The following is a 26,898-nucleotide window of genomic DNA, read 5'->3' on the forward strand; positions in this document are numbered from 1 at the left end:
AGACGCGGGACCTCGCCCGGCAGGTTCGGCTCGCAAGCGGTCGGCCCGGGATCGAGGACCCACGCCGCCCGCCGTAGTCGAACATCCATTCGCATCGCGGCAGCGCAGGGCGGGTCGCCATCTGGTGCGCGGCGAAGTGCGCACGGTGTTCGCCGCCGAGCTGATGATTCGCACGCGCGTCGGTGCCGCCAACCCGGTTGGCCTTAGGGTGGGCCGAATGAGTGACCGGCACACGCTGTTGTTGATGCGGCATGCGAAATCCCAATATCCGCCGGGTGTGGCTGACCATGAGCGACCGTTGGCACCGCGCGGGCGTCGCGAGGCCGGATTGGCCGGAGACTGGCTGCGCGGCAATGCGCCAACGGTCGACGAGGTGTTGTGCTCCACCGCGATCCGTACCCGAGAGACGCTGGCACGCAGCGGCATCGATGCACCGGTGCACTATTCCCAGCGGCTCTATGGCGCCGTGCCCGGCACGCTGATCGGCGAGATCAACCGGATTGGCGAGGACGTCGCGACCCTGCTCGTCGTCGGGCATGAACCAACGATGTCCGAGGTGGCACTGGGCCTCGCCGGCGCCACCGGCACCGACGCTGCCGCCGCCGAACGGCTCTCGGCGAAATTCCCGACGTCGGCGATTGCGGTGCTGCAGGTGGGCGGCCGCTGGGAAGAACTCGAACTCGGTGGCGCTGCCCTCATCACGTTCCACGTGCCGCGCTAGCGAACCGTCGCCCGACGCGGATACCCCGGGGGGGGGGGGGGGTAGCACCATCCCCGGGGTATCCCGCCAGTCAGGAGTTGGTGGCCAGCGTCAGCTCCATCAGCTTGATGGCCTGCGAGCAGGCATCGATACCGGGGGCCTGAGGATTGACCCACCAGCCGACAACTCCGGCGGCGTCGCTTGCGACGCCGCATGCGCCGTTGGGGTCATTGGGTCGCATCACAATCGAGTCGACGCCCTGAATGGTGCGACTCTCGACCTGATACTTCAGTCCCTCGGCCACCTTGCGTTCGTTGCTCAAGCTGCCCTGCTCGAACCAGTACCGGGTGATGTCGATCAGCCCGGCCGGGTTGGCTGCCTGCCAGCGGCAGATCGCGCCGACGAACGTGCTCTGAATGTCGAGCGGATCGGCGCCCACCGTCTTGGCCAGGATGTCGGTGGTCAGCACTTCACATTCTTTGAGCAGGTTGGGGTACTGCTGCTCGGAATTGTTGTTGCGTGGGACCCCACCCCCGCCCGCTTTGATGGCGTTGCCCGAAATCGACCTCGAGCAGCCGGTTATCGACACCAGCACCGCCAGCAGCACGGCCGCCGCGCGCAGGCCTGCACCATTACCGCGCCGAGATCCACGACGCATCCAACCGCTCATTTCGAGTTCGCAATCGACTGACGAGTGAGTTCCCTGGCGACGTCACACGGCGGCGGGAATGGCTTCTGGTTGAAGCTCACCGACCATTCGATGAAGTCGTCCTGGAACTGGATCCCTACCTCACACAACGAGTCGCCCAGGGTGGGCTCGTTGCCGATGGCGATGAAGCCGCTGTGGCCGTCGATGTTGATGTCCTCGACACTCGCGCGGGAGAGCTCCTCGGTCTTGCGCTCACGACCGATTGGACTGCCGCGGTACCAGGAGAAGGAGAAGTGCGGGCCCATGATGCCGCCGCCCGCCAACCACTGGCACCCCACCGAGTTCTGAGCCGTGTTGATCAGGCCACTGATCCTGGTCAACTGTGTCACTGTCTGGTCGCTGACACCGCCGCACTGCGGAAAGAACGGTCCGTGACGGCCCTCGGAGCTGCCCGGGGTCGACGAAACCGTCGCACCGGGATTGTTGTCACCGGAATTGGAGCACCCTGCAACTGCGGGACTCAGAGCCATCAATGCCGCCGCAGCCAGGGCCAGCGTCGTCAAATTACGCCGCACCGCTTACCTCTCTACTGCTGGTCACAGCATGCACTGTAGCCGCAGCCCCGCGGGTCAACCACCGACACGCCACCTGATCAGGCATTTCGTCCTGACCGATGCGGCCGGCCCCAGCACCGGGCCGACACGGTATGCAACAGTTACCCCATGCTCCTGGCACTGCTGCGCCAGTACATCCGGCCGTACCGTCGGCTGGTCGCCGCGCTGATGGCGCTGCAGCTGATCAGCACCCTGGCCTCGCTGTACCTGCCCACGGTCAACGCCGCGATCATCGATGACGGAGTCGCCAAGGGCGATACCAACACCATCATCCGGCTGGGTGTGGTGATGCTCGGCGTGACCGGACTACAGGTGCTGTGCGCGGTGGGTGCCGTCTACTTCGGAGCCCGCACCGGGACCGGCTTCGGCCGCGACCTGCGCGCCGCGATGTTCGAGCATGTGATCACCTTTTCCGAACGCGAGACGGCCAGATTCGGCGCGTCGACGCTGTTGACCCGCAGCACCAACGACGTCCGCCAGATCGTGTTCCTGGTGCAGACGACTGCCACCGTGCTGGTGGCCGCGCCGATAATGAGCATCGGCGGCATCATCATGGCGGTTCATCAAGAGGCCGCGCTGACCTGGCTGCTGCTGGTCAGCGTTCCGATCTTGGCGCTGGCGAACTACTGGATCATGACCCACATGCTGCCGTTGTTTCGCAGCATGCAGGCGTTGATCGACGGCATCAACCGGGTGCTGCGCGACCAGCTGTCCGGCGTCCGGGTGGTTCGCGCGTTCACTCGGGAGCCCTTCGAGCGGGACAGGTTCGCCCAGGCGAACACCGCGTTGGCGAGCACCGCGTTGCGGGCCGGCAATTGGCAGGCGCTGATGCTGCCGGTGACCACGCTGACGATCAACGTGTCCAGCGTCGCGGTGATCTGGTTCGGCGGCCTGCTGATCGACCAAGGCCGGATGCAGGTCGGCTCGCTGAGCGCATTTCTGTCGTACTTCGCCCAGATTCTGATGGCGGTGCTGATGGCAACGATGACCTTGGTGGTGCTGCCGCGAGCCGCCGTGTGCGCGGAGCGCATCACCGAGGTGCTCTCGACTCCCGCCGCACTGAACAACCCGCAACACCCCAGATTCCCCGCTGCCGGCATCACCGGCGCGGTCCGGTTGGAAAACATCACCTTCAGCTATCCCGGCGCCGACTGCCCGGTGCTGCAAGACATCTCCTTGTCAGCACCGCCGGGAGCCACCACCGCGATTGTCGGCAGCACCGGTTCGGGCAAGTCGACGCTGATATCGCTGATCTGCCGGCTCTACGACGTTACCGGCGGCGCCGTGCTGCTGGACGGGATTGATGTCCGCGACTACCAGACCGAGCGGTTGTGGGCGGCGATCGGGCTGGTGCCCCAGCGCGGTTACCTGTTCTCCGGCACCGTCGCCGACAACCTGCGCTACGGCAAATCCGACGCAACCGACGAAGAGATGTGGGAGGCGCTGCGGGTCGCGGCCGCAGAGGAATTCGTCCGGGCGCACGGCCTGCAGATGCGTGTCGCGCAGGGCGGGATCAACTTCTCCGGTGGGCAGCGTCAACGACTCGCGATCGCCCGGGCGATCATCGGCCGACCCGCGGTCTATCTGTTCGACGACGCATTCTCCGCCCTTGATGTGCACACCGATGCGCGGGTCCGCGCAGCGCTGCGAGAACTTGCCACAAAGTCGACCATTATTATTGTCACACAACGCGTTTCGACTGCCGCACAGGCCGATCAAGTGATCGTGATCGACGATGGCAGAGTTGTCGGGGCGGGCACCCACGATTCCCTGCTGATCGATTGCCCCACCTATGCCGAATTTGCCGTCTCGCAGTCGGTGACCACCGACATCAGGGGCGTCTCGTGACCGCGGCACTCAACCAGCGCCCCCGAGGCGGCGCCCCGGCGCCAACCCGATCGCGCGACTTCTGGGGTTCGGCGACGCGGCTGGTGAAACGGCTCGCCCCACAACGACGGCGCAGTCTTGCGGTGATCGCCCTGGGCATCGTCGGCACCGCGATCGGGGTGGCCGTTCCCCGAATCCTCGGCCACGCCACCGATCTGCTGTTCAACGGCGTGATCGGACGCCAGTTGCCCGCCGGAATCACCAAGGCGCAAGCGATTGCCGGCGCCCGGGCCCGCGGTGACAATACCTTCGCCGAACTGCTGTCGGGAATGAAGGTAACCCCCGGCCAAGGCGTGGACTTCGGTGCGGTGGTACGAACCCTCGCCCTGGCGTTGGCCCTCTATCTCATTGCTTCCCTGCTAATTTGGGGGCAAGCCCGGTTGCTCAACGTCACCGTGCAGCGCACCGTGGCAGCGTTGCGCGCCGATGTCGAGCACAAGCTGCACCGGCTGCCACTGTCCTACTTCGACGGACGTCAGCGTGGCGAACTGCTGAGCCGGGTCACCAACGACATCGACAACATTCAGTCGTCGCTATCGATGACGATCAGCCAACTGGTGACCGCGATCCTGACCGTGGTCGCGGTGCTGTCGATGATGGTGTGGATCTCGCCGCTGCTGGCACTGATCACCCTGCTGACCGTGCCGTTGTCGTTGCTGGTGACGCGAGCGATCACCCGACGTTCACAACGGCTGTTCGTTGCGCATTGGACCAGTACCGGACGCCTCAACGCACACATCGAAGAGACCTACAGCGGCTTCACGGTCGTCAAGACCTTCGGCCACCAGGCCGCAGCACGCGAGCAGTTTCACAACCTCAACGATGACGTCTACCAGGCCAGTTTCGGCGCCCAACTGCTCTCTGGCCTGGTGCAGCCGGCGACCACGTTCATTGGCAACCTGGGCTATGTAGCGGTCGCGGTGATGGGGGGCCTGCAGGTGGCCACCGGTCAAATCACATTGGGCAGCGTGCAGGCGTTCATTCAATATGTCCGGCAATTCAACACACCGGTGTCGCAGGTGGCGGCCATGTACAACAGCCTGCAGTCCGGTGTGGCCAGCGCAGAGCGGGTGTTCGAGCTGCTCGACGAACCCGAAGAAGCCGCCGACCCCGCGTCGGCGCTGCAACCGGCGGTCAGCCGGACCGGCCGCGCCCCGGCCCTGACCGGTCGCGTGGAGTTCGAGCGGGTGAACTTTGCCTATCACCCGGGCCATCCGGTGATCCACGACTTGTCACTGGTGGCCGAACCGGGCAGCACGGTGGCGATCGTCGGACCGACAGGTGCCGGCAAGACCACGCTGGTCAACCTGCTGATGCGGTTCTATGAGGTCGATTCCGGCCGCATCCTGGTCGACGGAATCGACATCACCACGGTGAGCCGGCGGTCGCTGCGGTCGCACATCGGCATGGTGCTCCAGGACACCTGGTTGTTCGACGGGACGATCTCGGAGAACATCGCTTACGGGCGTCCGGAGGCCAGCCCGGACGACATCCTCCAAGCCGCCAAAGCGGCCTACGTCGACCGGTTCGTCCACATGCTGCCGGCCGGCTATCAGACCCGGATCAGCGGAGACGGCAGCAACATCAGCGCCGGCGAGAAGCAACTGATCACCATCGCCCGCGCATTTCTTGCCCGCCCGCAGTTGTTGATCCTGGACGAGGCCACCAGTTCGGTCGACACCCGCACCGAGCTGCTCATCGCGCGGGCAACCGCCGAACTTCGCCGGGATCGAACCAGCTTCATCATCGCCCATCGCCTTTCGACGATTCGTGACGCCGACCAGATTCTGGTGGTGCAGGCGGGCCAGATCGTCGAACACGGCACCCACGCGGAGCTGCTGGCCAACCGGGGCGCCTACTACGCCATGACGCGGGCCTAGAACGATTCTGGCGATGCAGCCCCGCTGGCGGTGGTGGCGCCAAAGCGCGCGGTAACCGTACCGGGTCAGCCCGCTGCGCCGTCGGCGCCGGTACCGCCCTGCACGCCGTTATGGCCGCTGATTCCGTTGTAGGTTGTCCCGACGCCTGGATCGCCACCCACGCCACCGTCGCCACCGACAGCGCCGGCGCCGCCCGCACCGCCAGTCCCACCGATGCCGTTGGTACCCGAGTGACCGATCAACCACCCGCCAGTGCCACCGGCACCGCCGGTGCCGAACCCGCCGCCGGAGCCGCCGTCGCCCCCGGTTCCGCCGTCGGTGGCGCCGCCGCCGGAGCCGCCGGCCCCGGTGCCAGACGAACTGCCGTCACCGCCAACTCCGCCATTCCCCCCGGCGCCGCCGATGCCGCCGGTACCGCCGGCGCCGCCGTCGCCACCCACACCACCGCCGCCGCCGTTGCCGATCAGCAGCCCACCGTCACCACCTTTGCCGCCAACCCCGCCAGTCCCGCCGGTCCCGCCATCGCCGCCGGTGCCCGCAATGCCGCCGTCGCCGCCAATATTGGCGTCTGCCACGCCGCCGTCAGTCGAGCCGGCGGAACCACCAACCCCGCCGGTCCCCCCGGCGCCCCCGGTGGCGCCGGTGCCGCCGGTGCCCCCGGTGCCCCCGGTACCGCCGATGCCGCCGTCGCCGACCAATATCCCGCCACGACCACCGTTACCCCCGCCGCCGCCGGTCCCGCCGGTGCCACCGGAAGCGCCGCTGGCTCCATTGCCGCCGGTCCCGCCAATACCCGCATAGGCGCTGCCGCTGGAAGTGACGGCAGGCCCGCCCTGTCCACCATCGCCGCCCGAAGCTCCGGGAGCCCCGCCGTTGCCGCCGGTCCCGCCGAAACCTCCATAGGCGTCACCGCTGCCGTCATTGATGGCGAACCCGCCGACCCCACCGGTGCCTCCGGTCACCCCCGAGCCCCCATCGGCACCGCTGCCACCGTTACCGCCGTTGGCATCACCGGTCGAGGTCGTAATGCCGTTGCCCCACGTGCCGAGGGCGGCTGTGCCGTTGGAGGTGTTCACGCCGTCCGCGCCGGCCAGGCCGGTGCCACCTTGCCCGCCGCTGCCGCCGTTGCCGAACAGGTAGGCGTTGCCACCGTTGCCCCCTTGCCCGGGGTCGCCGCCACCGATACCCGCCGCGGCCGCCCCACCCTGCCCGCCGGCGCCGCCATCGCCGTAGAGCCACCCGCCGTTGCCGCCGGCACCCCCGGCCGCACCGCTACCGCCGATCCCACCGGCCCCGCCCTGGCCGAACAGCCAGCCACCGTTGCCACCGGCACCCCCGGCCGCGCCAAGCCCCCCGGCCCCACCTGTTCCGCCGGCGCCGATCAACCCCGCGCTTCCACCGGTACCGCCGATCTGGCCGGACGCTCCGGAGCCGCCGTCGCCCCCATTGCCGTACAAGATCCCGCCGTCGCCTCCACTCTGTCCAGTCCCCGCCACCCCATCGTCGCCGTTGCCGATCAACGGGCGCCCCAACAGCGCCTGGGTGGGCGCATTGACCACGTCGAGCGCTGCCTGCAACGGCGAGGCGTTGGCGACCTCCGCGCTTGCATACTTCCCCGCAGCCGCGTCAAGGGCGGTTACCAACTGGTCGTGAAACGCCGCCACTTGGGCGCCGAGCGCTTGATAGGCCTGGGCATGTCCGGAAAACACTGCGGCGACCGCCGCCGACACCTCATCGGCACCCGCGGCCAGCGCGCCCATGGTCGGCGCCGCGGCGGCGACGTTAGCCTGACTGATCGCCGAGCCGATGCTTGCTAGATCCCTGCCCGCCACCGCCAATACCTCTGGCGAGACAACGACAAACGACATCACAACCCTCCCACCTGCTCGTGTTCACCCCAGCAGCCGCGCTGTCTTCTTCGCACGATGCGCCGAAGCGGATCGTATCGTCTTCCTACGCAACATATGTCGCATTTTGGTTAACTTGTCATCGCCACACAAAATGTGAAAAGCATTCACGTTCAGCAACATTGGCCACGATAGCCATCCAGGCAGTGACCAGCAGATACTTCGCAGTCCAACCGCCAAACTCGAAAACCACTCGCATTGCGCCACACTGACCGCCAACCGCAGTCGACACCGAAGACAGCCCAACTTCGCTGCCTAGCCATCAAACGCGAAAATTGCTCGCATTGAGCCACACTGACGTCCACTATCGTCCACCCCGAAGCCAGACTAACTGTGCCGAGCACCGCAACTATCACGGTCGGACACAACGCCTACCACCAGAATTCGGTTGCTCTCCTTGCTTATAGATCCATCAGGGCATTTGCCGGGAGGAACCACGCAGGAGCGGCCGCGAAGTCGTGATCCAGGTCAACGATGCAGCGCTACAGCCCAATGCCGGCAACGGGAGCGGCATATGGCCAATGGCGCGGATCGAGCTCGCGCGGGCTAGCCACGGTGCCGGCGCGCAGCCGCCGCGACGCCACCACTGGAGTGCGCCAAGAAGTTGTTGAGAATCCTTGGAGCGGCCGGCCCGATGCTGGGGTCATCCAGCCAGGGAAACCAGAGCAAAGGACCTCAGCAATGTTCTCAACCCGCATCACCGCAGCCATCACCACCGCAATCGGCGCAGCCGCCGTCGGGCTAGCCATCGCGACCGCAGGCAGCGCTGCGGCCAGCACCGACGACACCGCCTTCATCTCACAGATGGAGTCGGTCGGGGTCACCTTCTCCTCACCTCAGGCGGCCGACCGGGAAGGTCACCAGGTTTGCACCGAATTGGCCAGCGGCAAGACGGGCACCGACATCGCCGAGGAAATCCTCAGCCAGACCGACCTGACCTCCAAGCAAGCGGCCTACTTCGTGGTCTACGCCACCAAGGACTACTGCCCGCAGTACGCCAGCCAGCTCGCCTAGCCCTTCGCCAACCACGCGGGGATCCCGGCCCGGGATCCCCGCTTCGGCCTGCTATCGGCGAGTTCAATTATGCGACAGTGCTTTTCAAATCAATCTCAGTGTGCCGATCATCGCCGAGGCGGGTTGGCGGACGGGCGCCAAGAACTTGCCAAGAACTTATTTAGAATCCGCCAAGGCGCCGGCCTCAAGGTGAAATCACCAACGAAAATCACCGACAGAGGATCGCCACCATGTTCTCACCGCGCATCACCGCAGCCATCACCACCGCAATCGGCGCCGCCGCAATCGGCCTCGCCATCGCCGGCGCCGGCGCCGCGAACGCCAGCACCGGTGACGAGACCTTCATCGCCCAGATGAAGGGAGTCGGCGTCACCTTCTCCTCAACTCAGTCGGCCGTGCGCCAGGGCCACCAGGTCTGCCAGGAATTGGCCAGCGGAAAGACGGGCACCGACATCGCCGAGGAGATCCTCAGCCAGACCAACCTGACCACCAAGCAAGCGGCCTACTTCGTCGTGGACGCTACCAAGGTCTACTGCCCCGAATACGCCAGCCAGCTGACCTAGGACCAACCGACCGGGCGTGCGGGGATCCTGATTTCCGGATCCCCGCATCCGTCGTTTCCGGTCCGAAAGCGGAGCTTGGGGACTTGCCGGCGGATCCGCAATCCCAGTGCCCGCAAGGATCTGCACCCAAAGCTTTCACACCCACTCGGGCCCTTCGAGTTCGGTGGTGGATTGTTGACTGTGCTGCTCACAGATTGCTAAGCAGGACAATGCCGTGGGCCAACATAAGGAGAATTCCGATGAAGCATCCGCCTCGTTCCGTTGTCGCCACCGCCGTCACATTGGCAGTCGTGCTCGCGATCGGGGGCTGCTCGAGCAACGGTGGTTCCGGCGGACCCGGGACGGCCACCGGCACCACCGTCACCACCAGTAGCGCCGAGGCGGCCACCATCCTCAAGCAGGCCGCCGAGGCCATGCGCAAGGTCACCGGAATGCATGTGAACCTCACGGTGGACGGCGACGTGCCGAACTTGCGCGTGACCAAGCTCGAGGGCGACATTTCCAACTCACCGCAGACCGTGGCCACCGGAAGCGCGACGATGCTCGTCGGCAACAAACAAGAGGACGCGAAGTTCGTCTATGTCGACGGTCATCTGTATTCGGACCTCGGACAGCCCGGCACATATACCGATTTTGGTGACGGGGCATCCATCTACAACGTTTCGGTGTTGCTTGACCCCAACCAGGGGTTGGCCAACCTGCTGGCCAACCTCAAGGAAGCATCCGTCACCGGCAGCGAGCAGGTGAACGGTGTGGCCACCACCAAGATCACCGGGAACTCGGCCGCGGACGACATCGCCACGCTTGCCGGCTCGCGGCTTACCTCCGCGGACGTCACCACGGTGCCCACCACCGTCTGGATAGCTACCGACGGCTCCTCTCACCTGGTGCAGATCAAGATCCTGCCGACCCCGGCCACATCGGTGACGCTGACCATGTCCGACTGGGGCAAGCAGGTCACCGCAACCAAGCCGGTCTAGCCATTGTCGTGAGCGCAGTTCATCGCAGTTCATCGCAAGCCGTTGAAACCGCCGGAGCACCGGCACTTGGAAAGGACTCACCAATGACGACGATCTCCCGTCGGCGGCGGTTAGCGGTGGCCGTCGCCAGTGTGGCTACCGCCACGGCAACTACCCTGACGCTCGCACCCGTCGCTGATGCCGCCGACCAATACGGCGCGATCGCCTACTCCGGCGACGGCTCCTGGGGACGAGCGTCGCACTACCCGACCCGAGCGGCCGCCGAAGCAACCGCCGTCAAACTATGTGGCTACTCCGACTGCAAAGTGCTCACCACCTTCACTGCGTGTGGGGCGGTGGCTGCCGACGGCAAGACTTTCGAAGGCGGTGTCGGGCCCACCCTGAGCGCCGCGATGAAAGACGCGCTGAGCAAGCTCGGGGGCGGCTACATCGACACCTGGGCATGCAACTGAACCTGCCCGACCCATGCGATGACCACCGTCGACCGGCGGGCAGCAGATCACCCCAAGAATTCGTGGAGATAACAAAAAGGCCTACATAAGAACCTTTTCTCAACGCCCACTCCGCACCCGCGGAACTGAGAAAAGGACAGACGATGAAGATCAACAAGATCGCCACCGCCCTCAAGACAGCCACCTTCGCGATCGCCGCCGGTGCCGTTGCACTGGGACTGGCCAGCCCGGCCGGTGCAGCGTCCGGCACGATGTACGGCGACCCAGCGGCTGCCGCCAAGTACTGGCGCTACCAGAAATACGACGACTGCCTCATCATGGCCGTCGCCGACGTGGTCGGTCAGGTGACCGGCAGGGAGCCCTCGGAGCAGGCCATCATCAAGGTGGCCCAGACGACCCCCAGCGCCGTGCACCCCGGGTCGATCTACACCAAGCCGGCCGACACCAAGAACCCGAACTCGGGCCAGGGCACCAGCCAGGCCGACATCGCGACGTTGCTGGCGCACTACGGCATCGACGCTGTTCTTACCGACCTGGACAACGCCCCGAGCAACGGAGTCCTCACCGGCATGGAGGCCCTCGAGCACCACCTGGGCAACGGTCGCGCGGTGATCGTCAGTGTCAACGCCGAAATGATCTGGGGCGTGACCATCGACAACAAGGACGAGGCCGGCAACCCGGTTTCTGACCACGCGGTGGTCGTGACCGGTGTCGACACCGCCAACGGGGTCGTGCACCTCAACGACAGCGGCAGCGACGAGGGGCGCGACGAGCAGGTCCCGATGGCCCTGTTCATGCAGGCATGGGCCACCAGCCAAGACTTCATGGCCGTGACCACCCAAGCCAGCAATTGACCATCGATCACCACCGCGGGCGGCCCGCCCGGTGCACACGCACCGGACCGGCCGCCCGCACTGGCATGTTCGCAAGCACACCAAGACAATTCGCATGCAACACCAGTGATCGTCTTGGCAGCGCGGGCATTTCAACGGCCATCGTGGTAACCATCTGCGGCCAGAACCAACGGCCGACACCGATGCCGGACGGCCCCGACACCTCGCCGACGTGCCGGGATCCCCGGTTCTCACCGCATCGGCGAACTTGGTACCACAATAACCAGTAACGACAAACCAGTAATGACACCCGACTGCTAGGGATGCGAACGCGAGTGAAGCCGCGGAGGACCCGGAATGGCTGGTAGCGCAATGGTGGACAAACGTCTCGAATTCGGTCTGCTCGGACCGTTGGAGATGACTATCGACGGCGAGCTGGTGCCGCTGGGCACACCCAAGCAGCGCGCGGTTCTGGCCATGCTGGTGATCAACCGCAACCGGCCGGTCGGGGTCGACTCACTGATCACCGCCCTGTGGGAGGAGTGGCCGCCGGCGGGGGCGCGGGCCAGCATTCACTCCTACGTGTCCAATCTGCGCAAGCTTCTCAGTGGCGCCGGGGTCGATCCACGGGCCATGCTGGCCGCCGCCCCGCCGGGCTACCGGCTCAGCATCCCGGATAGCACGTGCGATCTGGGGAGGTTCATCGCCGAGAAGACCGCCGGCGTGCATGCGGCCGCGGCCGGCAAATTCGAGCAGGCCAGCGGGCACTTGTCGAGGGCGTTGGCCCAATGGCGTGGACCCGTACTCGACGACCTGCGAGACTTTCAGTTCGTCGACGCGTTCGCCACCGCACTGGTCGAGGATAAGATCCTTGCCCATACCGCGAAGGCGGAAGCCGAAATCGCCTGCGGCCGGGCGGCCGCGGTGATCACCGAACTTGAAGCGCTGACCGCCGAGCATCCCTACCGCGAGCCGCTGTGGACGCAGTTGATCACCGCCTACTACCTCACCGATCGCCAATCCGACGCGCTAGGTGCCTATCGCCGGGTAAAGACGACCCTCGCCGAAGACCTCGGCATCGATCCCGGCCCGACCCTGCGGGCCCTCAATGAACGAATCCTGCGTCAGGAACCACTCGACGCCAAGATGAACGCCAAGTCCACCGCCGTTGGCACCGTCACGGTGCTCGACCAGCGCACAATGGTGTCGGGCCAGCAGGCCGTCGCCTACTTGCACACCATCGCGTCGGGTCACGACTACCCGATTCGGACCGCGGCAACCCGAATCGGGCGGCTCAGCGACAACGACATCGTCCTGGACAGCGCGAACGTCAGCCGCCACCACGCCGTCATCATCGACACCGGAACCAACTACATCATCAACGACCTACGGTCATCCAACGGAGTGCATGTACAGCACCAGCGGATCCGCGGCGCCGTCACGCTCAACGATGGCGACCACATCCGTATCTGCGACCACGAATTCACCTTCCAGCTCACCGCACGAAACCCCCGGTGAGCCAGCTCATCCAACCGGTTTGTTTAGCAATGCTTTTCGGCGCGCAACGCTTGCCCGACGGGCTAGCCTGCGACGCAATCCGAGATCGCGACAAGGCTTTTGGCCAAAGCTACCTCCGTCTCCGCAGCCGTTCCGGCCGGCCGCACCAGCCCGGCTGCCCCACTGACGCCGTCCCACCTTTTGACCGCGTCCGGTCGGCACCCGCGAACCCGGGCGATGTGGCCGTTTTCATGCGAGCCGACTAGCGAGGGCTTACCGTCAATGGTTGCTGGGCCGGTGATTGGACTCGGGACGACACGTCGGGCCTGTTGATAAAGTCGGCAGGATTCGGGTTGGGTTGAGGAGGTCAGCGATGGGCGAGGCGCCAGACTCGCGTGTGGGGTCGATGTTCGGCCCTTACCACCTCAAACGGCTCCTCGGCCGGGGCGGCATGGGCGAGGTCTACGAGGCCGAGCACACCGTCAAAGAGTGGACAGTGGCGGTCAAGCTGATGACCACCGAATTCAGCAAAGACCCGGTGTTTCGCGAGCGGATGAAGCGCGAAGCGCGCATCGCCGGACGTTTGCAGGAACCCCACGTGGTGCCGATCCACGACTACGGCGAAATCGACGGGCAGATGTTCCTGGAGATGCGCCTGATCGAGGGCACCGACCTGGACAGCATCCTCAAGCGCTTCGGCCCCCTGACCCCGCCACGTGCGGTGGCCATCATCACCCAGATCGCCTCGGCGCTGGACGCCGCGCACGCCGACGGGGTCATGCACCGCGATGTCAAACCGCCCAACATCCTGATCACCCGCGACGATTTCGCCTACCTGGTCGACTTCGGGATCGCCAGCGCCACCGGCGACGAGAAACTGACCCAGTTGGGCACCGCGGTGGGCACCTGGAAATACATGGCGCCCGAGCGGTTCGCCAACGAAGAGGTCACCTACCGCGCCGACATCTATGCGCTGGCATGTGTGCTGTTCGAGTGCCTTACCGGATCCCCGCCCTACCGGTCGGACAGCGCAGGCACGCTGGTCACCGCCCACTTGATGGATCCTGTCCCGCAAGTAAGCACGGTGCGCTCGGGGATCCCCAAGGCCTTCGACGCGGTAATCGCCCGCGGCATGGCAAAAAAGCCCGAGGAACGCTATGCGAGCGCCGGGGATCTGGCCCGCGCCGCCCATGACGCACTCAGCAACCCCGATCAGGACCACGCGGCCGACATCCTGCGGCGCAGTCGGGAATCCACGCTGCCCGGCACCGCCGCGATCACCCCCCAACCGCCGACCATGCCCGCCGTCACCCCGCCACCGGCCATGCCGTATGCCGATCCGGCCAGTTCGGGGCCGTTGCCGCAGTCCGCACCGACCGGGCAGCCCGGGTGGGCGCCCGCGAGCGGTCCCATCCCGGCCGCACACCAACCGGCCCAAGTCCCGCAGTACTACCAAAGCGGCAGCTGGGCAAGCACGCCGCCAGGCACGCCACCGCAACAACCCGTCGGGCCGACGCCGTGGAACCAGCCGCCACCCAAACGCAATCCCTGGCCGATCGTTGCCGGCGTTGCCGCACTGGTGTTTGTCCTCATCGTTGGCGGGATCGGCGTCTGGCTGGTGACCAATTCCGACTCCACCCCCAAAGCGGGCCCCGGCACTACGGGCAGCACCACCACTACTTCCCCCAAACCGGAGACCACCAGCCCCGAGACGACGACCACCCCGGCCGGTGACCCTCAGGCCCGGTTGCTGAGTTACCTGCCGTCGGGCTACGCCAGTGGTGTCTGCACCGCAACCACGCCCAAACCCAACAGCGTTTGGACGGGGGCGGTGGCGATGTACAACTGTGGGCAGAACACCAACGATGGCGGACCAAGTCGCGCTGTGTATGGGCTGTTCCCGAGTCTGGAAGCACTCAAGCAGGCCTTCAACGACGACATTGCCGCGGTGGATCTGGCCAATTGTCCGGGCGAGGGCCCGTCTCCCGACGGGTGGCACTATGACCGGACACCGGACGTGACGGCCGGAATGATCGCCTGCGGGACCTACAAGAACCACCCGAACGTGATCTGGAGCAACGACGACAAGCTGATGCTCAGCGACGCCTTCGGAGACCCGGCCACCCTCGACGAACTCCACACCTGGTGGGCGAAGTACGGGTGAACCACGCCTCGCCGGTGCGCCGATCGGCGCTGCGGTCACCGGGTGGCGTTCCGGAACAGACGGCCGTGGCCCACTAGTGGGGCAGGCGACCGCCGAGCATCCTCGTGGCTTGCGCCACGGCGCTTAGCACGTCGGCGAGCAACCCTTGGGCCCGCTGCGGGGCAGCCGGAAGCTGGGTCCGCTGATCATCGAACACCGGCGCGGACAGTCCGGCGGCACCTTCGTCACGCTTACCGGCGGTAAACGAGAAACCGCTCCGGCAGGTCTGCCAGGTTCGCCGCCAGTCGGTGCACGGTAGACGCGGGAAAGCCGGTGCGAGAATGGATTTCGGCGAGAGTCAGTGCCGGCTCGGCAGGGGTCAATGCATCGAGAACCCCGCGGATCTTCGACCTAATCTCCCGCCGCAGAAACCCGGTGACCGTAGCAGCCAAGGGCTGTCTCGCGGAATGCGACCGCCGACGAAGGCAGACATCTGTCCGCGATCCACCCGATCGCGATGGGCCTGACCAGTTGCGCATCATCAATCGCGATTTCGACGATGTCAGTGGGCCTTGCCGTCGCCTGCGGCAGCACCCCGACCCCGAGATTCGCTCCGATCAAGCCACGCAGCGTCCCGACGTCGGTCCCTTCGAACGCCAGGGTCGGATCTATGCCGTGGCGGGCGCACGCCGCATCAACGATGCGACGCAAAGTGTGGTCACGGTCGAGCACCACGAACGGATAGGCGGCCAGTTCGGGAAATCTGATCAGCCGGCGACCGGCGAGTGGATGATCGGTGCTGACCACCGCATAAAGTTGCTGAGTGAATAGCGTCTGCCACGCTATCTCGCCGTAGCCTTCGAAGGCGGCCGGAAAACTCAAGCTCACATCGGTAACACCGCTGACCAGGTCGCTGAGCACACCTTGACCGGAACGTTGATGCAGTTCGAACCGCGCCTGCGGAAACCGGCTGTGATGCAGGCGAATCAGGTGCGGCACCGTCTGCATCCCCAGGGAGTGAAGAAAGCCCAGTGCTACCGTCCCGCCGCTGACACCGGCGAGCTCACGCACGTTGTCGATTGCCGAAGAGACGCTGCGTTGGGCCAGCCGGCTGCCCACCAGTAGAGCCTGTCCATATCGATTGAGCTCGTTGGTGCGGCCTCGCCGGGTGAACAGTTGCACGCCGATCTCAGCCTCGAGCAGCGTGATGGCACGACTCACCGCAGACTGCGACACCAAGAGCTGCTCGGAGGCGCCCCGAAGCGTGCCGCATTCCGCAACGGCCTGAAAGTAGCGCAATTGATAGAGCTCCACCGGCCCAGGATACTTGCGCAAAACTGAACAGTTCTTCGAAACCTTGTGCTAGACGCAAACCTGGTTGGTTCCTAGCGTGTTCGTAGACCCCGAGGAGACCACAAGATGAAACCCATTCCGCGCAGTTTGTTGTTCACACCGGCAACCAATACCCAGCACTACCCGACCGCGGCAGCGGTGCATGCCGAGGCACTCATCCTCGATCTCGAGGACTCGGTGGCCCCCCGCGACAAGGCGCAGGCTCGCCGGGACGCGCTGAATTTTCTTTGCACCACAACGCCGGCGAAGACGATGGCGGCCATCCGGGTCAATGCCCCCGATACCCTGGATGGCTGGCGGGACCTCACCGCGTTGCTCGACTCTGCGGCCGACCCAGATTTTCTGATGCTCCCAAAGGTGCAGTCCGCGGCCGAGATCGGCCTGGTCAAACGCCTGCTTCGGCAGTCACAGAAGACAACTCGACTCATCGCGACCGCCGAAAGCGCTGTTGTGGCGGCAAATCCGGACTGCGCGCTCGACCCGCGCCTGGTCGACGCAGTCATCTTCGGCAGCGCCGACATGGCAGCCGACCTAGGCGCAGAACCGTCCGCCGCCGTTGTGCGACATGCTCGCAGCACCATCCTCAGCTACGCCGCCGCCGCAAAGATACCGGTCATCGATGCCCCGTTCTTCGACATCGACGACACACCCGGACTGCGCCAGGCCGTCCGCGAGGCCGTCGCAGAAGGATTCGCCGGGAAGGCGGCAATCCATCCCGATCACGTAGCGCTCATCAATTCCGGATTTCTTCCCGGTCAATCCGAAATCAATTGGGCACGTGAGGTATTGAAGTCTGCTCAGGCAGGCGCCGGGTCCGTTGGCGGTCGAATGGTGGACGAGGCGATGGCCCGCCGCGCGCGCGGCATCCTTGCCAGAGCTCAGGGTGTGAACGAGGAGGAACCATGCATGAGCTGATTTCGGCCTATCGGGAAGTCGCACCCGGCGTGTACCGGGAAACCGCGGGCTTGTACTACGAAGATTTCGTCGTCGGCGACACTTTCGAGCATCGACCAGGCCGAACGATCACCGACACCGACAACATCTGGATGACCCTGCTGACCATGAATACCCAGCCCGTGCATTTCGATGCACGCTATGCGGCAGCTACCGAGTGGCAGAAGATGCTTGTCGATTCCACGTTGACCATCGCGATGCTGACGGGGATGAGTGTTCGGACCGTCAGCGCCAAGGTGGTTGCCAATCTGGGGTGGGACAACGTTCGCGCCTGCCACCCCGTTTTCGCAGGCGACACGCTTTACGCCAGCTCCACCGTGCTCGCCAAACGCGAGTCGAAAAGTCGTCCGAGCCAAGGCATTGTGTCGGTTCAAACCCAAGGGACCAACCAGGACGGAGTCGTCGTGATGACCTTTGAACGCACCATGCTGATCTACAAACGTGCCGGTTCACCCGCGGGTGAGGCGAATTACTGATGGAAAATTGCGTAGCAGTCAAGGACCACGCCGCCCTATACCGTGCCAAGCTAACCGATCCCGACACCGCCATACTGGCGGTCACCTCTGGATCGGCGGTGGCAATCGGCCAAGCCGCCTGCCAGCCACCCGCGCTGCTCCAGGCTCTCGCGGCCCGCGCCGAACGCCGCGAGATCGATCGCGTCCGGCTCTTCTACTACCACGCCGAGCGGCCGATGGCCGATACCGTACTGCGTTACAAATTGATGGGGCGGCTCCTGCCCAACTCGATGTTCCTGCAAGCCGCCGAGCGAGACTTGATCGCCCACGGCGAACACGACGGACGCAAAGTTGTGCATTTCATTCCGAATTCGTTCAGCGATGCGGTACGGCTATTCACCGAAACCATCTCTGTCGATACAACTATCGTGACGGTCTCCCCGATGGATGAGCAAGGCTACTTCACGTTCGGAACCAACAACGACTACACCAGTTCGGTGGCCCGGCAGGCCCGCCACCTCATCGTCGAGGTGAACCCCAACATGCCACGAGTCTTCGGACACTCGATGCTGCACGTCGATGAGGTCGACGCCATCGTCGAAAACGACGCCCCCTTACCCGAGCTGCCGCAACGCCCCATCAGCGAGCTCGATCGGGTCATCGCAACCCATGTCGCCGCGCTAGTGCCCGAGCAAGCCTGCCTGCAGATCGGCGTGGGTGGACTGCCTCAAGCGGTATGCGAACAGCTAAGAGACCGTAACGATCTTGGTATCCACTCCGAGGTATTCACCCCTGCGCTGGCCGACCTGGTGCGCCGAGGAGTTGTCACCGGGCGACACAAAGCGATCAATCGGGGAGCAGCCGTCTTCACTTTCGCGCTCGGCGATCGCAAGACCTACGAATTCATGGACAACAACCCCAAGTTGGAGAGCTACCCCGTCGACTATGTCAACGATCCTGCGGTGATCGCCCGCAACGACAACGTTGTCTCGGTGAACTCGACGATCGAGATGGACCTAACCGGCGCGTGCAACTCCGAGCATGTCAATGGGCACCAGTTCACCGGCGCGGGCGGTCAACTGGACTTCGTGCGTGGTGCCTATGCCTCGCGCGGGGGCAAGTCGATCATCGCATTCGCATCGACCACCCGCGGCGGGACGATCAGCAAGATCGTTCCGCGACTTTCCGGACCTGTAACCACGCCGCGCAACGAAACACACTATGTGGCTACCGAGTTCGGAACCGTCAATCTGAAGGGCCTGTCGAGTTCCGCCCGCGCCGAGGCGCTGATCGGGCTCGCGCATCCCGACTACCGACCGTGGCTAGCCGAGTGCGCACAACACATGCACCTCATCTAGAAGGGAACCTTGCACCGATGATGAACAACGACAGCCCGGACAGCCAGCTTGATGAGGACGAGGCCATGCTGGTGGCTACCGTGCGGGCCTTCATCGACCGCGACGTGAAGCCCAGCGTGCGCGAGGTCGAACACGCCAACACCTACCCGCAGGCCTGGATCGAACAGATGAAGCGCATCGGCATCTACGGGCTGGCCATCGGGGAAGCCTACGGCGGATCGCCGGTGTCGATGCCGTGCTACGTCCAGGTCACCCAGGAGCTGGCCCGCGGATGGATGAGCCTGGCCGGCGCCATGGGCGGACACACCGTGGTGGCCAAGCTGCTGATGCTCTTTGGCACCGACGAACAAAAGTCCACCTACCTACCAGCCATGGCCACCGGCGAACTGCGCGCCACCATGGCCCTGACCGAACCCGGCGGCGGTTCAGACCTCCAGAACATGTCCACCACCGCGATGGCTGACGGACCCGACCAGCTGCTGATCACCGGCGCCAAGACCTGGATCAGCAACGCCCGCCGCAGCGGGCTGATCGCCCTGCTGTGCAAGACCGATCCCCACGCCGCACCCCGCCACCACGGCATCTCGATCGTGCTCGTCGAACCGGGCCCCGGCCTGAACATCTCAGCTGACCTGCCCAAACTGGGATACAAGGGCGTGGAAGCCTGCGAACTGTCCTTCGACAACTACCGGGCACCGACCTCTGCGATATTGGGAGGCCAACCAGGTCAAGGGTTTTCACAAATGATGAAAGGACTCGAAACCGGCCGCATCCAGGTCGCCGCCCGCGCCCTGGGCGTGGCCAGCGCAGCACTCGACGACGCCCTGGCCTACGCCCAGCAACGGCACAGCTTCGGCCAACCGATCTGGAAACACCAAGCCATCGGAAACTACTTGGCCGACATGGCAACCAAACTCACCGCCGCCCGCCAACTCACCCACTACGCCGCCCAACGCTACGACAGCGGCCAGCGATGCGACATGGAGGCCGGCATGGCCAAACTCTTCGCCTCCGAAACCGCCATGGAAATCGCGCTCAACGCCGTCCGAATCCACGGCGGCTATGGCTATTCCACCGAATACGACGTCGAACGCTACTTCCGCGACGCACCCCTGATGATCGTCGGCGAAGGCACCAACGAAATCCAGCGCAACGTGATCGCCAGACAACTGATAGCCCGCGGCGGAATCTAACCGCCGCCGGGCGTCATCAGCGGCCCGTTGTTCATCGCGCCCAGTGTTGGGCTTCCCGAGGCGAGTCGACCAGCACGGCGTCGAGTCCGACCTTCTTGGCGAGCTGGTAGTCGTCGGCAGTCTTGACGGCGAAGCCCATGACGTTCATTGGGGATCCCGACTTGAAGCACTCGACGGCGGCCGGGTCCCATAGCTGCGCGTCCACCTTTGAGGTCCCAACGCCCAACGTGAATTCTTCGGTGATCGTGATGCTCCGGTGCAACTCAAAGCCGGCCCACTTGCCAGGATCCGGCGCTGGGTCACAGTGATGGTTCAGCGCCATGGCGAGAAGTCGCTGGCGGGTGATGTCACGGCTTTCGGCAACTCGCAGATGCTGGTGAGCCGCTGCCTCGGTGATGGTCGCATCGGTGGAGTAGACGGTCGCCCGTTCTGCCGCGCCGGTCTGGTTCAGCACCCGCGCGACCGCCGATACCACCGGCTGTGCGGGAGTCTGCTTGAGATCCAGAAACAGCGCGATGTCTGGCGGGACCGCGGAGATTGCCTGTTCGAGCGTGGGTATGGGCGTAGGCCGCTGCCGGTAGGGATAGCCGTCGACGCCCGGCTCGGTGAAATTCCAGCCCGCGTTGAGCTGCTGTAACTGCCCGGCGGTCTTGGAATTCACTGGTCCCGCTCCGTCGGTCAACGTCGCCAGATCACTCGGCCGGTACAACACCGCCACCTCATCCTCGCTGGCCTGCACGGTCAGCCACACACCGTCGACACCGGATGAAACCGCGTTCGTTATCGCTAGCAGGGTGTTTTCCGGGAAGTCGGCCGCGCCCGCGCGATGGGCGATGATCATCGGCCCAGAGGCCGCAGTGGACGGCGCCGCCCCTGCCACGCAGCAAGCGCCTCCCAGCACGGCAACCGCCGCGACCGCACCCAAAATTGCCGATCTCAATCGTCGAATCCCTTCACGAGTCCCCGCCCTACAGCGCCACATCGCTGCGCAGCGAGGGTCAACCATGCGCGGTCATTGTGACCAAAGTAACTGCCCGACAGCGCATCTGCCCGGACCGGACCGCTCTTCGAGCCATACCCTAGCTGCCGGATGGAAACGGTGACACAGTCCGCTCCCGCAATGGGTTTGGGTTCAGTGCTGTTATCGCAGTGCGATGCGTGTTTGGGTTTGGGCCACCCCTGCGGCGGCTTTCAGCCTGCGCAGGAGGCGATCTAGGTCGGCGGTGTCGCGAACCCGGATGTGCAGGAGGTAGTCATAAGGCCCGGTTACGTGGACAGCGTCGCTGATGGTGGGGTCCTTGGCCGCCCATGCCAGAAACTGGTCGCCGTCCTGTTCTGATCGAAGACGCACGTCGACGAATGCCTCGATTCCTCCGCTCGGAGCCTTTTCTGCGGCGAGCACTGCCCGGTAGCCGAGGATGACGCCGGTGGTCTCTAGCCGTCGGACTCTTGCCCCGACGGCGTTCGTGCTCAGTCCGATGACGCGCCCCATGGCACTGAAAGATGCTCTGCCATCCCGGCCCAGGATCTCGACAATTTCACTGTCAATGTCGTCCATACTGAGAATTTACTGGCTGAGCTGAGACATTTGTCATCGCAAGGTTGGACTCGGCGCGATAGTGGGTAGCCATGTCAGCTGTTGCGGGGATCGCCTCGGCGTTCGGAGTCGGACTGGCCGCCGGGCTTGGCGTCGCGGTGCCGTTAGGCGCGATTGGCGTGCTGCTGCTACGAGAGGGAGTCGAGCGAGGAGTTCGTCGCGCCGCGGTGGCGGCGGCCGCGGTGTCGTGTGTCGATGTGACGTATTGCGCCGCAGCGATGCTGGTCGGACGTTTTGCGGGGCCGGCGGTCGAAGGCTTGGGCTCCTGGCCCGAAGTCATCGGCGCACTCCTGCTGGTTGTGGTGGCCGCGGCGGGAATCGCGCGGGGGTTGCGGCGTTGCGAGCCGGCGGCTCAGCACTGGCAATCACCGCGCTCTGGCAATCGATTCGCGTTCTTTTTTGGCCTGACCGCGATCAACCCCGTGACGTTGGTCTATTTCACCGCGATAGCCGCCACGCTGGAACAGTCGCTGGGGGGCGGCGCGGCGATCGCCGTTGTCGCCGGCGTCGGGCTGGCGTCACTGCTGTGGCAGTTGTTGCTGGTCTGGATCGGTGCGGTCGTTGGCGCTGGTAGCACCGCGCGCACCCGGCGCCTGACCATCCTGGTGGGTAACGTCGTCGTCGGCGCCCTCGGGGTAGTCATGCTGGCCTCCGCGGCCCGGTAATGCCTCACCGGCCGGCGCCACACGGACAAACCGACCGACGATGTCCACTGATGTCCACGGATGTCCACGGACGAATCGTCAAACGCCAGTGAGCCGTTGGTCCGGCCCGCCATCAGCGTCCAGGTAGTTCGACAGTTCGACGAGGTTATTGTCGGGGTCGCGCACATACACACTGATGATCGGCCCACAGGCGCCGGTTCGCTGCACCGGCCCGTCCACGATCGGCACTCCCGCCGCGTGCAGTTGCGCCGCGACCGCGTCCATCGGATCCTCCACGATCAGACAGAGATCGGCGCTTCCGGGGGTGGGACGCTGGGCTTTCGGCTCGAACTCGGCGCCCCGCTGGTGCAGGTTGATCTTCGACCAGCCAAATCGCAGCGCTCTACGCCCGCCGCCAAACGTTTCCTGCTCCATGCCGAGCACCCGCGTGTAAAACCTGATGGTGGCGTCGATGTCGGCAACCGTGAGCACTAGGTGGTCGAGGCGGTGAATCTTCATGGCTTCCCTATCCGTCTGTGCCGACTGTTACTCGGCAGGCCCCGAGGGGGGACGGGACACGGCGCACGGAGCACGGCTGGCGGCGCGGTGCGGGTGCGATGTGACGGCCCAACTCGAGGGCGCGCCTAGCACCCGGTGCAACGCCGACGATGTCGCCCGCAATCGGCCCTGTCGACCACATTGGGTAATGCAACCCACAGTATGGCAACGGACTCCTCCGGCCACCCGCCCGTCTGGCCGGCATGTCCGGCACGCCCCCGGCATCGTTTGGGCACCGGGTAGCCCGCAGAGGCCGCGAACTCACCCGCCAGCGAGCCACGGCCGGCACGGAGCAAAGCTGCACCCCAACCCTTTTCGGCACGACGACGCGGCGCAGCGGCGACAGCCCGGATGGGTTTGCTGCATTCATATCATTCACACATACATCGCTAGCAGCTCTCAGGATCTGTGTCCCATGGCAACATTTGCCTGCGAGTCACGCCGCACCGCCTAATGTGATCTTGATCGCTGATCTTCTGGCCAGCAGCGACGGTAACTGCACCTGGGTGAAACCCAGGCCTCGCGCGAGGCCCGCAAGGCCGGGACTCCATTGCAGCCCAGCACGTCGCAAACCCGTCCCACCATGCAGAACTGCCGCAATGGCTTGGTGGCAAACCGCCACGGATATCGGGCACCTCGGCACGTACACTCCAAAGCCTTTCGAGTTTCCGGTTGCTCGCGGAACCCGCTAAACGCGAACCACAGCTGCAGCAATTCGCAATGGTATTCGCCGCGAGAATTCGCGACATTTATACACCAGAGATCGATAATCGTTAATAGTTCGATGCCATTAATAGTGTGCCGCGAAACTCTGTCGACCCAAATACCGAGACGGACGTCAGCCGCGGACACTTTCCCCATCCACAAAGGTATTGCGGACCATTCCGGCATCGGCCGAGTCGCCCAGCGCACGCGACGCCCGGGTAACTGGGACGGTCGTACAGCGCAACTCCGCCACCGGCCGCTAGCGTGACGCCGAGGCGGCTCGGCCGAGGACGCTTCCCCAGGCCGCTGCGCCGGCCCCACGAACGCACGCTGGCCGTGAAGCCGCCGCGAGAAGCGGCCCCACCAGCGCCTAAATCAACTCTATAGCAACATATCTCGCGCGCGCGACGGCCATAGCTGATGTATCGCCTCGAGGCGGATACCGATTCCGATACGCCCGCCAATGCCCCGCGGAGCGGTTGCCAGCGCCCGGGTCCAGCAAATCCGACACGACACTCAGCGAAGTCACAGCAAGGCACCTGGCAACCGAAGCCCATCGAGTTGATCACCAAGCCGAGGACGATGCCAGCTTCAGGATCGTCAACAAAAAAATCGTTGACATCTGCCGGAATCAGGATTACTAAGAAAGGCCAAGCCTGTAATTCAATCCGCGCATGCGGTGTGCGCGGAATCGACAACCGTTGGGCAGGTAGTAGCCATGAGCAGAGCCTTCATCATCGATCCCACGATTAGCGCGATCAACGGTTTGCACGCCCTCCTTGGGATTGGATTGCCCGAAGACGGCGGCATCATCGACTCCGCACTGTCGTTCTTTGGCAAGGCCCTAGATGACCTAGGGTCGGCGTTTCCCGGCGATGGTTGGCTGGGTTCGGCCGCCGATCACTACTCCGGCAAGAACCGCAAGCACGTCAATTTCTTCAAAGAGCTGGCGGAGCTGGATCGTGAGCTTCAGAAGCTGATCGCCGATCAGGCCAGCGCGGTCAAGACAACGCGCGAGATCCTCGAGGACGCGAAGAAGGGCCTCGAGTTCGTCCGTCCGGTCGCCGTGGACCTGACCTACATCCCGATTGTCGGGTGGGCCATGTCGGCCGCGTTCCAGGCACCGGTGTGCGCGACGGCGATGGCCGTCGTCGGCGGAGCGCTTGCCTATCTGGTCGTGAAAACCCTGATCAACTCGATGAAGTTGGTCAGCCTGCTGGCCCAACTCGCCAAGTTGTTAGCGGAGGCCGTGGCGGACGTCGTTTCGGACGTGGTCGACATCATCAAAGGCATCCTCGAAGAGGTGTGGGAATTCTTGACCCACCCGTTCGAATTCCTCAAGGACCTGCTGAACAAGCTCGTCTCCTGGGCTTCCTCACTGCTGTCGCAATGGGGATCAAAACTGCAGTCCTTCTTTGGCGGCATCCCCGGCTTGAGCGGTATGGGCGGCGGCTTGTCCCAATTGACCAGCTTCTTCAGCTCAGCCGGGGCAGCCGGTTCGGCCGGGTCGGTCGGCGCGGCGGATTCAGCCAGCCTGGTCAGCTCGGCCGGCTTGCCCGGAGGGCTCGGCCTTGGCGGCGGGTCCGGCTTCGGCTCCATGCCCAACGTGGCCCAGCTGCGTTCGGCCGCGACACGCCAGGATCCGCGTCTGACCAGCGAGGGCCCAACCCGAGTCTCCAGCGAACCGGTCGGCGAACATGCGCAAGCGGCTTCCGCGCAGGGGGGCCAGGGCATGGGCGGGATGCATCCCGCGGCGGCCGGATCGAAAGGCGCGACCAGCAAGAAGTACTCGGAAGGCGCCGCGGCGGGCACCGAAGATGCCGAACGCGCGCCAGTTGAAGTTGGGGTGGGTGCCGCTGCGCGGATCGCGGAGCGACGCGCCGGCTAGTCCCATCTGACCAGCCGCATCGACCGCGCAAAGCAACGCTAGACGGAAGGGATACCACCAATGACGGAGAACCTGAAAGTGCAGCCCGAGCTCCTCGGTGTGCTGGCGTCGCACCACGACAATGCGGCGGCCAGCGCCACCTCCGGGACCGAAGTCACCTCTGGGCTAAGCGAATCGGTGACGGTCACTCACGGTTCGTACTGCTCGCAGTTCAACACCACGTTGAAGATGTATGAAAGTACCCGTTCCGCCCTTGGCTCCTCGCTCAATAACGCCGGTATCGACCTCGCCAAGAATTTGCGCACGGCGGCACGCGTATACACCGAGGCCGACGAAACGTGGAGCAAGGCGCTCGGATCGTTATTCAGCTGAACAGCTTCGGTGCGTGCGTCGCGCTGCGGCGTACGCACCGGGCAGCTTTTCGATTTGGCCGACGCGTGCGCGCGAAGCCAACTTCGCCATGCTCGACACCAAGGTCAGAAGGGACGCGGTGGTGAACTTGCCCGGAAACGACTTCGACAGCGATGATTTCGATGCCGTAGATCTCTGGGACCCAGATGGAAAGCAGCGGTGGACAGCCGATCCGATTGTCGGCTTCGCCGGGGCAGGGGCCCAGGACAGCGAAGCCAGCGCGGATGACTCCCCCGCACCACAGGAGCAACCGGAAGAAGACGAGATCGCGGTATTCACCGTAACGAATCCTCAAGGAAGCGTAGCGGTTTCGGCGTTGATGGACGGCCGGACCGAAGATATAGAGCTGTCGAAGAAGGTGGCACGGATGAGCGAGTCGCAGCTCGCCTCCGAGATCCTGGTGCTGGCAGACTTGGCTCGCCAGAAGGCGCAGGCGGCGCAATATGCCTTCATCCTCAACAAGCTCACGCACGCCGCGGACGGAGATCAACAACGCGTCCAACAGTTGCAGGACTTCGTTGGCAACACGTGGAGCTTGCCATCGCCGGAGGAAGCGGCCGCCGCGGAGGCTGAGGTGTTCGCGACCCGCTACGGCGACGACCGCTCCGCCCACGACAGCGCCAGCGAGCAATGTGGTTTCGCCTGACCAACGAGGTTGACCGC

At 64.8% G+C, this 26,898-nt stretch carries 26 protein-coding genes and 1 pseudogene; 18 read left to right on the top strand and 9 right to left on the bottom strand.

Annotated elements, in window-relative coordinates; translation table 11 throughout:
* Nucleotides 1-217: 217 nt before the first annotated feature.
* The gene (locus tag CCUG20998_RS20560; protein ID WP_036456519.1) at nt 218-721 is read left to right on the top strand and encodes a SixA phosphatase family protein; all 504 of its coding nucleotides are present in this window, start codon (nt 218-220) and stop codon (nt 719-721) included.
* Nucleotides 722-791: 70 nt separating this feature from the next.
* Here CCUG20998_RS20560 and CCUG20998_RS20565 read toward each other — a convergent pair whose 3' ends face one another.
* Together CCUG20998_RS20565 and CCUG20998_RS20570 are read right to left on the bottom strand one after the other, a co-directional pair.
* Nucleotides 792-1,370, bottom strand: coding sequence for a DUF3558 domain-containing protein (locus CCUG20998_RS20565; RefSeq protein ID WP_036456199.1), 579 nt, complete (start codon nt 1,368-1,370; stop codon nt 792-794).
* Nucleotides 1,367-1,879, bottom strand: coding sequence for a DUF3558 domain-containing protein (locus CCUG20998_RS20570; RefSeq protein ID WP_373142739.1), 513 nt, complete (start codon nt 1,877-1,879; stop codon nt 1,367-1,369). Before CCUG20998_RS20570 ends, CCUG20998_RS20565 begins: the two co-directional genes overlap by 4 nt.
* Nucleotides 1,880-2,071: 192 nt before the next feature.
* Between CCUG20998_RS20570 and CCUG20998_RS20575 the strand changes: the two genes are divergently transcribed.
* Nucleotides 2,072-3,811, top strand: coding sequence for an ABC transporter ATP-binding protein (locus CCUG20998_RS20575; RefSeq protein WP_020729998.1), 1,740 nt, complete (start codon nt 2,072-2,074; stop codon nt 3,809-3,811).
* Nucleotides 3,808-5,730 (top strand): ABC transporter ATP-binding protein, encoded by a 1,923-nt coding sequence (locus CCUG20998_RS20580; protein ID WP_036456197.1) that lies wholly within the window; start codon nt 3,808-3,810, stop codon nt 5,728-5,730. Before CCUG20998_RS20575 ends, CCUG20998_RS20580 begins: the two co-directional genes overlap by 4 nt.
* A 65-nt stretch (nt 5,731-5,795) precedes the next feature.
* On the opposite strand, the gene CCUG20998_RS20585 is transcribed toward CCUG20998_RS20580, so the two are convergent.
* Nucleotides 5,796-7,598, bottom strand: coding sequence for a PE family protein (locus CCUG20998_RS20585; protein WP_116268056.1), 1,803 nt, complete (start codon nt 7,596-7,598; stop codon nt 5,796-5,798).
* Nucleotides 7,599-8,318: 720 nt separating this feature from the next.
* Between CCUG20998_RS20585 and CCUG20998_RS20590 the strand changes: the two genes are divergently transcribed.
* From CCUG20998_RS20590 to CCUG20998_RS20625, 7 genes are all read left to right on the top strand, one after another.
* Entirely contained in the window at nt 8,319-8,651 is a 333-nt protein-coding gene (locus CCUG20998_RS20590) for a DUF732 domain-containing protein (protein WP_020729994.1), read from the top strand.
* 230 nt (nt 8,652-8,881) lie between these two features.
* Nucleotides 8,882-9,214 (top strand): DUF732 domain-containing protein, encoded by a 333-nt coding sequence (locus CCUG20998_RS20595; RefSeq protein ID WP_012395726.1) that lies wholly within the window; start codon nt 8,882-8,884, stop codon nt 9,212-9,214.
* A gap of 239 nt (nt 9,215-9,453) precedes the next feature.
* Complete coding sequence (locus CCUG20998_RS20600) at nt 9,454-10,194, top strand: LppX_LprAFG lipoprotein (RefSeq protein ID WP_015356739.1); 741 nt, start codon at nt 9,454-9,456, stop codon at nt 10,192-10,194.
* 83 nt (nt 10,195-10,277) lie between these two features.
* Nucleotides 10,278-10,646, top strand: a complete 369-nt coding sequence (locus CCUG20998_RS20605) for a DUF4189 domain-containing protein (RefSeq protein WP_015356740.1) — start codon at nt 10,278-10,280, stop codon at nt 10,644-10,646.
* A gap of 143 nt (nt 10,647-10,789) precedes the next feature.
* Nucleotides 10,790-11,500 carry a C39 family peptidase gene (locus CCUG20998_RS20610; RefSeq protein ID WP_020729993.1) on the top strand — a complete coding sequence of 237 codons (711 nt, stop codon included), beginning with the start codon at nt 10,790-10,792 and terminating at the stop codon, nt 11,498-11,500.
* Nucleotides 11,501-11,836: 336 nt separating this feature from the next.
* Nucleotides 11,837-12,997, top strand: coding sequence for an ATPase/transcriptional regulator EmbR (gene embR, locus CCUG20998_RS20620; protein WP_020729991.1), 1,161 nt, complete (start codon nt 11,837-11,839; stop codon nt 12,995-12,997).
* A gap of 352 nt (nt 12,998-13,349) precedes the next feature.
* Entirely contained in the window at nt 13,350-15,140 is a 1,791-nt protein-coding gene (locus tag CCUG20998_RS20625) for a serine/threonine-protein kinase (RefSeq protein ID WP_012395731.1), read from the top strand.
* A gap of 230 nt (nt 15,141-15,370) precedes the next feature.
* On the opposite strand, the gene CCUG20998_RS29015 is transcribed toward CCUG20998_RS20625, so the two are convergent.
* Both CCUG20998_RS29015 and CCUG20998_RS20635 read right to left on the bottom strand, forming a co-directional pair.
* A complete protein-coding gene (locus CCUG20998_RS29015; protein WP_081651057.1) occupies nt 15,371-15,571 on the bottom strand; it encodes a helix-turn-helix domain-containing protein in 201 nt (66 codons plus the stop codon).
* Nucleotides 15,531-16,433: a LysR family transcriptional regulator gene (locus CCUG20998_RS20635; protein WP_020729989.1), complete on the bottom strand. Its 903-nt coding sequence runs from the start codon at nt 16,431-16,433 to the stop codon at nt 15,531-15,533. The genes CCUG20998_RS29015 and CCUG20998_RS20635 overlap by 41 nt, the downstream gene beginning before the upstream one ends.
* 105 nt (nt 16,434-16,538) lie before the next feature.
* Between CCUG20998_RS20635 and CCUG20998_RS20640 the strand changes: the two genes are divergently transcribed.
* From CCUG20998_RS20640 to CCUG20998_RS20655, 4 genes are read left to right on the top strand one after another with little or no spacing between them, the layout of a single operon-like run.
* Nucleotides 16,539-17,387, top strand: a complete 849-nt coding sequence (locus CCUG20998_RS20640; RefSeq protein WP_020729988.1) for an aldolase/citrate lyase family protein — start codon at nt 16,539-16,541, stop codon at nt 17,385-17,387.
* Entirely contained in the window at nt 17,375-17,902 is a 528-nt protein-coding gene (locus CCUG20998_RS20645) for a MaoC/PaaZ C-terminal domain-containing protein (protein ID WP_012395734.1), read from the top strand. The genes CCUG20998_RS20640 and CCUG20998_RS20645 overlap by 13 nt, the downstream gene beginning before the upstream one ends.
* On the top strand, nt 17,902-19,239 hold the full coding sequence (locus tag CCUG20998_RS20650) for an acetyl-CoA hydrolase/transferase family protein (RefSeq protein WP_020729987.1): 1,338 nt from the start codon (nt 17,902-17,904) through the stop codon (nt 19,237-19,239). The genes CCUG20998_RS20645 and CCUG20998_RS20650 overlap by 1 nt, the downstream gene beginning before the upstream one ends.
* A 17-nt stretch (nt 19,240-19,256) precedes the next feature.
* Nucleotides 19,257-20,432 carry an acyl-CoA dehydrogenase family protein gene (locus CCUG20998_RS20655; protein WP_038580403.1) on the top strand — a complete coding sequence of 392 codons (1,176 nt, stop codon included), beginning with the start codon at nt 19,257-19,259 and terminating at the stop codon, nt 20,430-20,432.
* A 31-nt stretch (nt 20,433-20,463) separates the two neighbouring features.
* On the opposite strand, the gene CCUG20998_RS20660 is transcribed toward CCUG20998_RS20655, so the two are convergent.
* From CCUG20998_RS20660 to CCUG20998_RS29020, 3 genes and pseudogenes are all read right to left on the bottom strand, one after another.
* A complete protein-coding gene (locus CCUG20998_RS20660; protein ID WP_081651081.1) occupies nt 20,464-21,360 on the bottom strand; it encodes a glycerophosphodiester phosphodiesterase family protein in 897 nt (298 codons plus the stop codon).
* Between the two features lie 213 nt (nt 21,361-21,573).
* Nucleotides 21,574-21,783: an Lrp/AsnC ligand binding domain-containing protein gene (locus CCUG20998_RS28695; protein ID WP_231389774.1), complete on the bottom strand. Its 210-nt coding sequence runs from the start codon at nt 21,781-21,783 to the stop codon at nt 21,574-21,576.
* Nucleotides 21,784-21,861: 78 nt separating this feature from the next.
* A pseudogene (locus tag CCUG20998_RS29020) lies at nt 21,862-21,990 on the bottom strand (AsnC family protein); the annotation flags it as partial.
* Between the two features lie 71 nt (nt 21,991-22,061).
* Between CCUG20998_RS29020 and CCUG20998_RS20670 the strand changes: the two are divergent.
* Nucleotides 22,062-22,694 (top strand): membrane protein, encoded by a 633-nt coding sequence (locus CCUG20998_RS20670; RefSeq protein WP_020729984.1) that lies wholly within the window; start codon nt 22,062-22,064, stop codon nt 22,692-22,694.
* A gap of 78 nt (nt 22,695-22,772) precedes the next feature.
* On the opposite strand, the gene CCUG20998_RS20675 is transcribed toward CCUG20998_RS20670, so the two are convergent.
* The gene (locus tag CCUG20998_RS20675) at nt 22,773-23,192 is read right to left on the bottom strand and encodes a VOC family protein (protein ID WP_015356750.1); all 420 of its coding nucleotides are present in this window, start codon (nt 23,190-23,192) and stop codon (nt 22,773-22,775) included.
* A 1,462-nt stretch (nt 23,193-24,654) separates the two neighbouring features.
* Between CCUG20998_RS20675 and CCUG20998_RS20680 the strand changes: the two genes are divergently transcribed.
* The 3 genes from CCUG20998_RS20680 to CCUG20998_RS20690 all read left to right on the top strand — a co-directional run bounded on the left by CCUG20998_RS20680 (nt 24,655) and on the right by CCUG20998_RS20690 (nt 26,881).
* Nucleotides 24,655-25,824 carry an EspA/EspE family type VII secretion system effector gene (locus CCUG20998_RS20680; RefSeq protein WP_020729981.1) on the top strand — a complete coding sequence of 390 codons (1,170 nt, stop codon included), beginning with the start codon at nt 24,655-24,657 and terminating at the stop codon, nt 25,822-25,824.
* Nucleotides 25,825-25,884: 60 nt separating this feature from the next.
* Nucleotides 25,885-26,196, top strand: coding sequence for an ESX-1 secretion-associated protein (locus tag CCUG20998_RS20685; protein WP_020729980.1), 312 nt, complete (start codon nt 25,885-25,887; stop codon nt 26,194-26,196).
* A 121-nt stretch (nt 26,197-26,317) separates the two neighbouring features.
* Nucleotides 26,318-26,881 carry a secretion protein EspD gene (locus tag CCUG20998_RS20690; protein WP_172607302.1) on the top strand — a complete coding sequence of 188 codons (564 nt, stop codon included), beginning with the start codon at nt 26,318-26,320 and terminating at the stop codon, nt 26,879-26,881.
* Nucleotides 26,882-26,898 lie beyond the last annotated feature (17 nt).

The sequence above is a fragment of the Mycobacterium marinum genome (assembly GCF_003391395.1).
GTDB classification, from domain to species: Bacteria; Actinomycetota; Actinomycetes; order Mycobacteriales; family Mycobacteriaceae; genus Mycobacterium; species Mycobacterium marinum.

Excerpts from the sequence above, each read along its gene's own strand:
- CCUG20998_RS20560 (WP_036456519.1), top strand. The coding sequence starts at position 218 with ATGAGTGACCGGCACACGCTGTTGTTGATGCGGCATGCGAAATCCCAA.
- CCUG20998_RS20565 (WP_036456199.1), bottom strand. The coding sequence starts at position 1,370 with ATGAGCGGTTGGATGCGTCGTGGATCTCGGCGCGGTAATGGTGCAGGC.
- CCUG20998_RS20570 (WP_373142739.1), bottom strand. The coding sequence starts at position 1,879 with ATGGCTCTGAGTCCCGCAGTTGCAGGGTGCTCCAATTCCGGTGACAAC.
- CCUG20998_RS20575 (WP_020729998.1), top strand. The coding sequence starts at position 2,072 with ATGCTCCTGGCACTGCTGCGCCAGTACATCCGGCCGTACCGTCGGCTG.
- CCUG20998_RS20585 (WP_116268056.1), bottom strand. The coding sequence starts at position 7,598 with ATGTCGTTTGTCGTTGTCTCGCCAGAGGTATTGGCGGTGGCGGGCAGG.
- CCUG20998_RS20590 (WP_020729994.1), top strand. The coding sequence starts at position 8,319 with ATGTTCTCAACCCGCATCACCGCAGCCATCACCACCGCAATCGGCGCA.
- CCUG20998_RS20595 (WP_012395726.1), top strand. The coding sequence starts at position 8,882 with ATGTTCTCACCGCGCATCACCGCAGCCATCACCACCGCAATCGGCGCC.
- CCUG20998_RS20600 (WP_015356739.1), top strand. The coding sequence starts at position 9,454 with ATGAAGCATCCGCCTCGTTCCGTTGTCGCCACCGCCGTCACATTGGCA.
- CCUG20998_RS20605 (WP_015356740.1), top strand. The coding sequence starts at position 10,278 with ATGACGACGATCTCCCGTCGGCGGCGGTTAGCGGTGGCCGTCGCCAGT.
- CCUG20998_RS20610 (WP_020729993.1), top strand. The coding sequence starts at position 10,790 with ATGAAGATCAACAAGATCGCCACCGCCCTCAAGACAGCCACCTTCGCG.
- embR (WP_020729991.1), top strand. The coding sequence starts at position 11,837 with ATGGCTGGTAGCGCAATGGTGGACAAACGTCTCGAATTCGGTCTGCTC.
- CCUG20998_RS20625 (WP_012395731.1), top strand. The coding sequence starts at position 13,350 with ATGGGCGAGGCGCCAGACTCGCGTGTGGGGTCGATGTTCGGCCCTTAC.
- CCUG20998_RS20640 (WP_020729988.1), top strand. The coding sequence starts at position 16,539 with ATGAAACCCATTCCGCGCAGTTTGTTGTTCACACCGGCAACCAATACC.
- CCUG20998_RS20645 (WP_012395734.1), top strand. The coding sequence starts at position 17,375 with ATGCATGAGCTGATTTCGGCCTATCGGGAAGTCGCACCCGGCGTGTAC.
- CCUG20998_RS20650 (WP_020729987.1), top strand. The coding sequence starts at position 17,902 with ATGGAAAATTGCGTAGCAGTCAAGGACCACGCCGCCCTATACCGTGCC.
- CCUG20998_RS20655 (WP_038580403.1), top strand. The coding sequence starts at position 19,257 with ATGATGAACAACGACAGCCCGGACAGCCAGCTTGATGAGGACGAGGCC.
- CCUG20998_RS20670 (WP_020729984.1), top strand. The coding sequence starts at position 22,062 with ATGTCAGCTGTTGCGGGGATCGCCTCGGCGTTCGGAGTCGGACTGGCC.
- CCUG20998_RS20675 (WP_015356750.1), bottom strand. The coding sequence starts at position 23,192 with ATGAAGATTCACCGCCTCGACCACCTAGTGCTCACGGTTGCCGACATC.
- CCUG20998_RS20680 (WP_020729981.1), top strand. The coding sequence starts at position 24,655 with ATGAGCAGAGCCTTCATCATCGATCCCACGATTAGCGCGATCAACGGT.
- CCUG20998_RS20685 (WP_020729980.1), top strand. The coding sequence starts at position 25,885 with ATGACGGAGAACCTGAAAGTGCAGCCCGAGCTCCTCGGTGTGCTGGCG.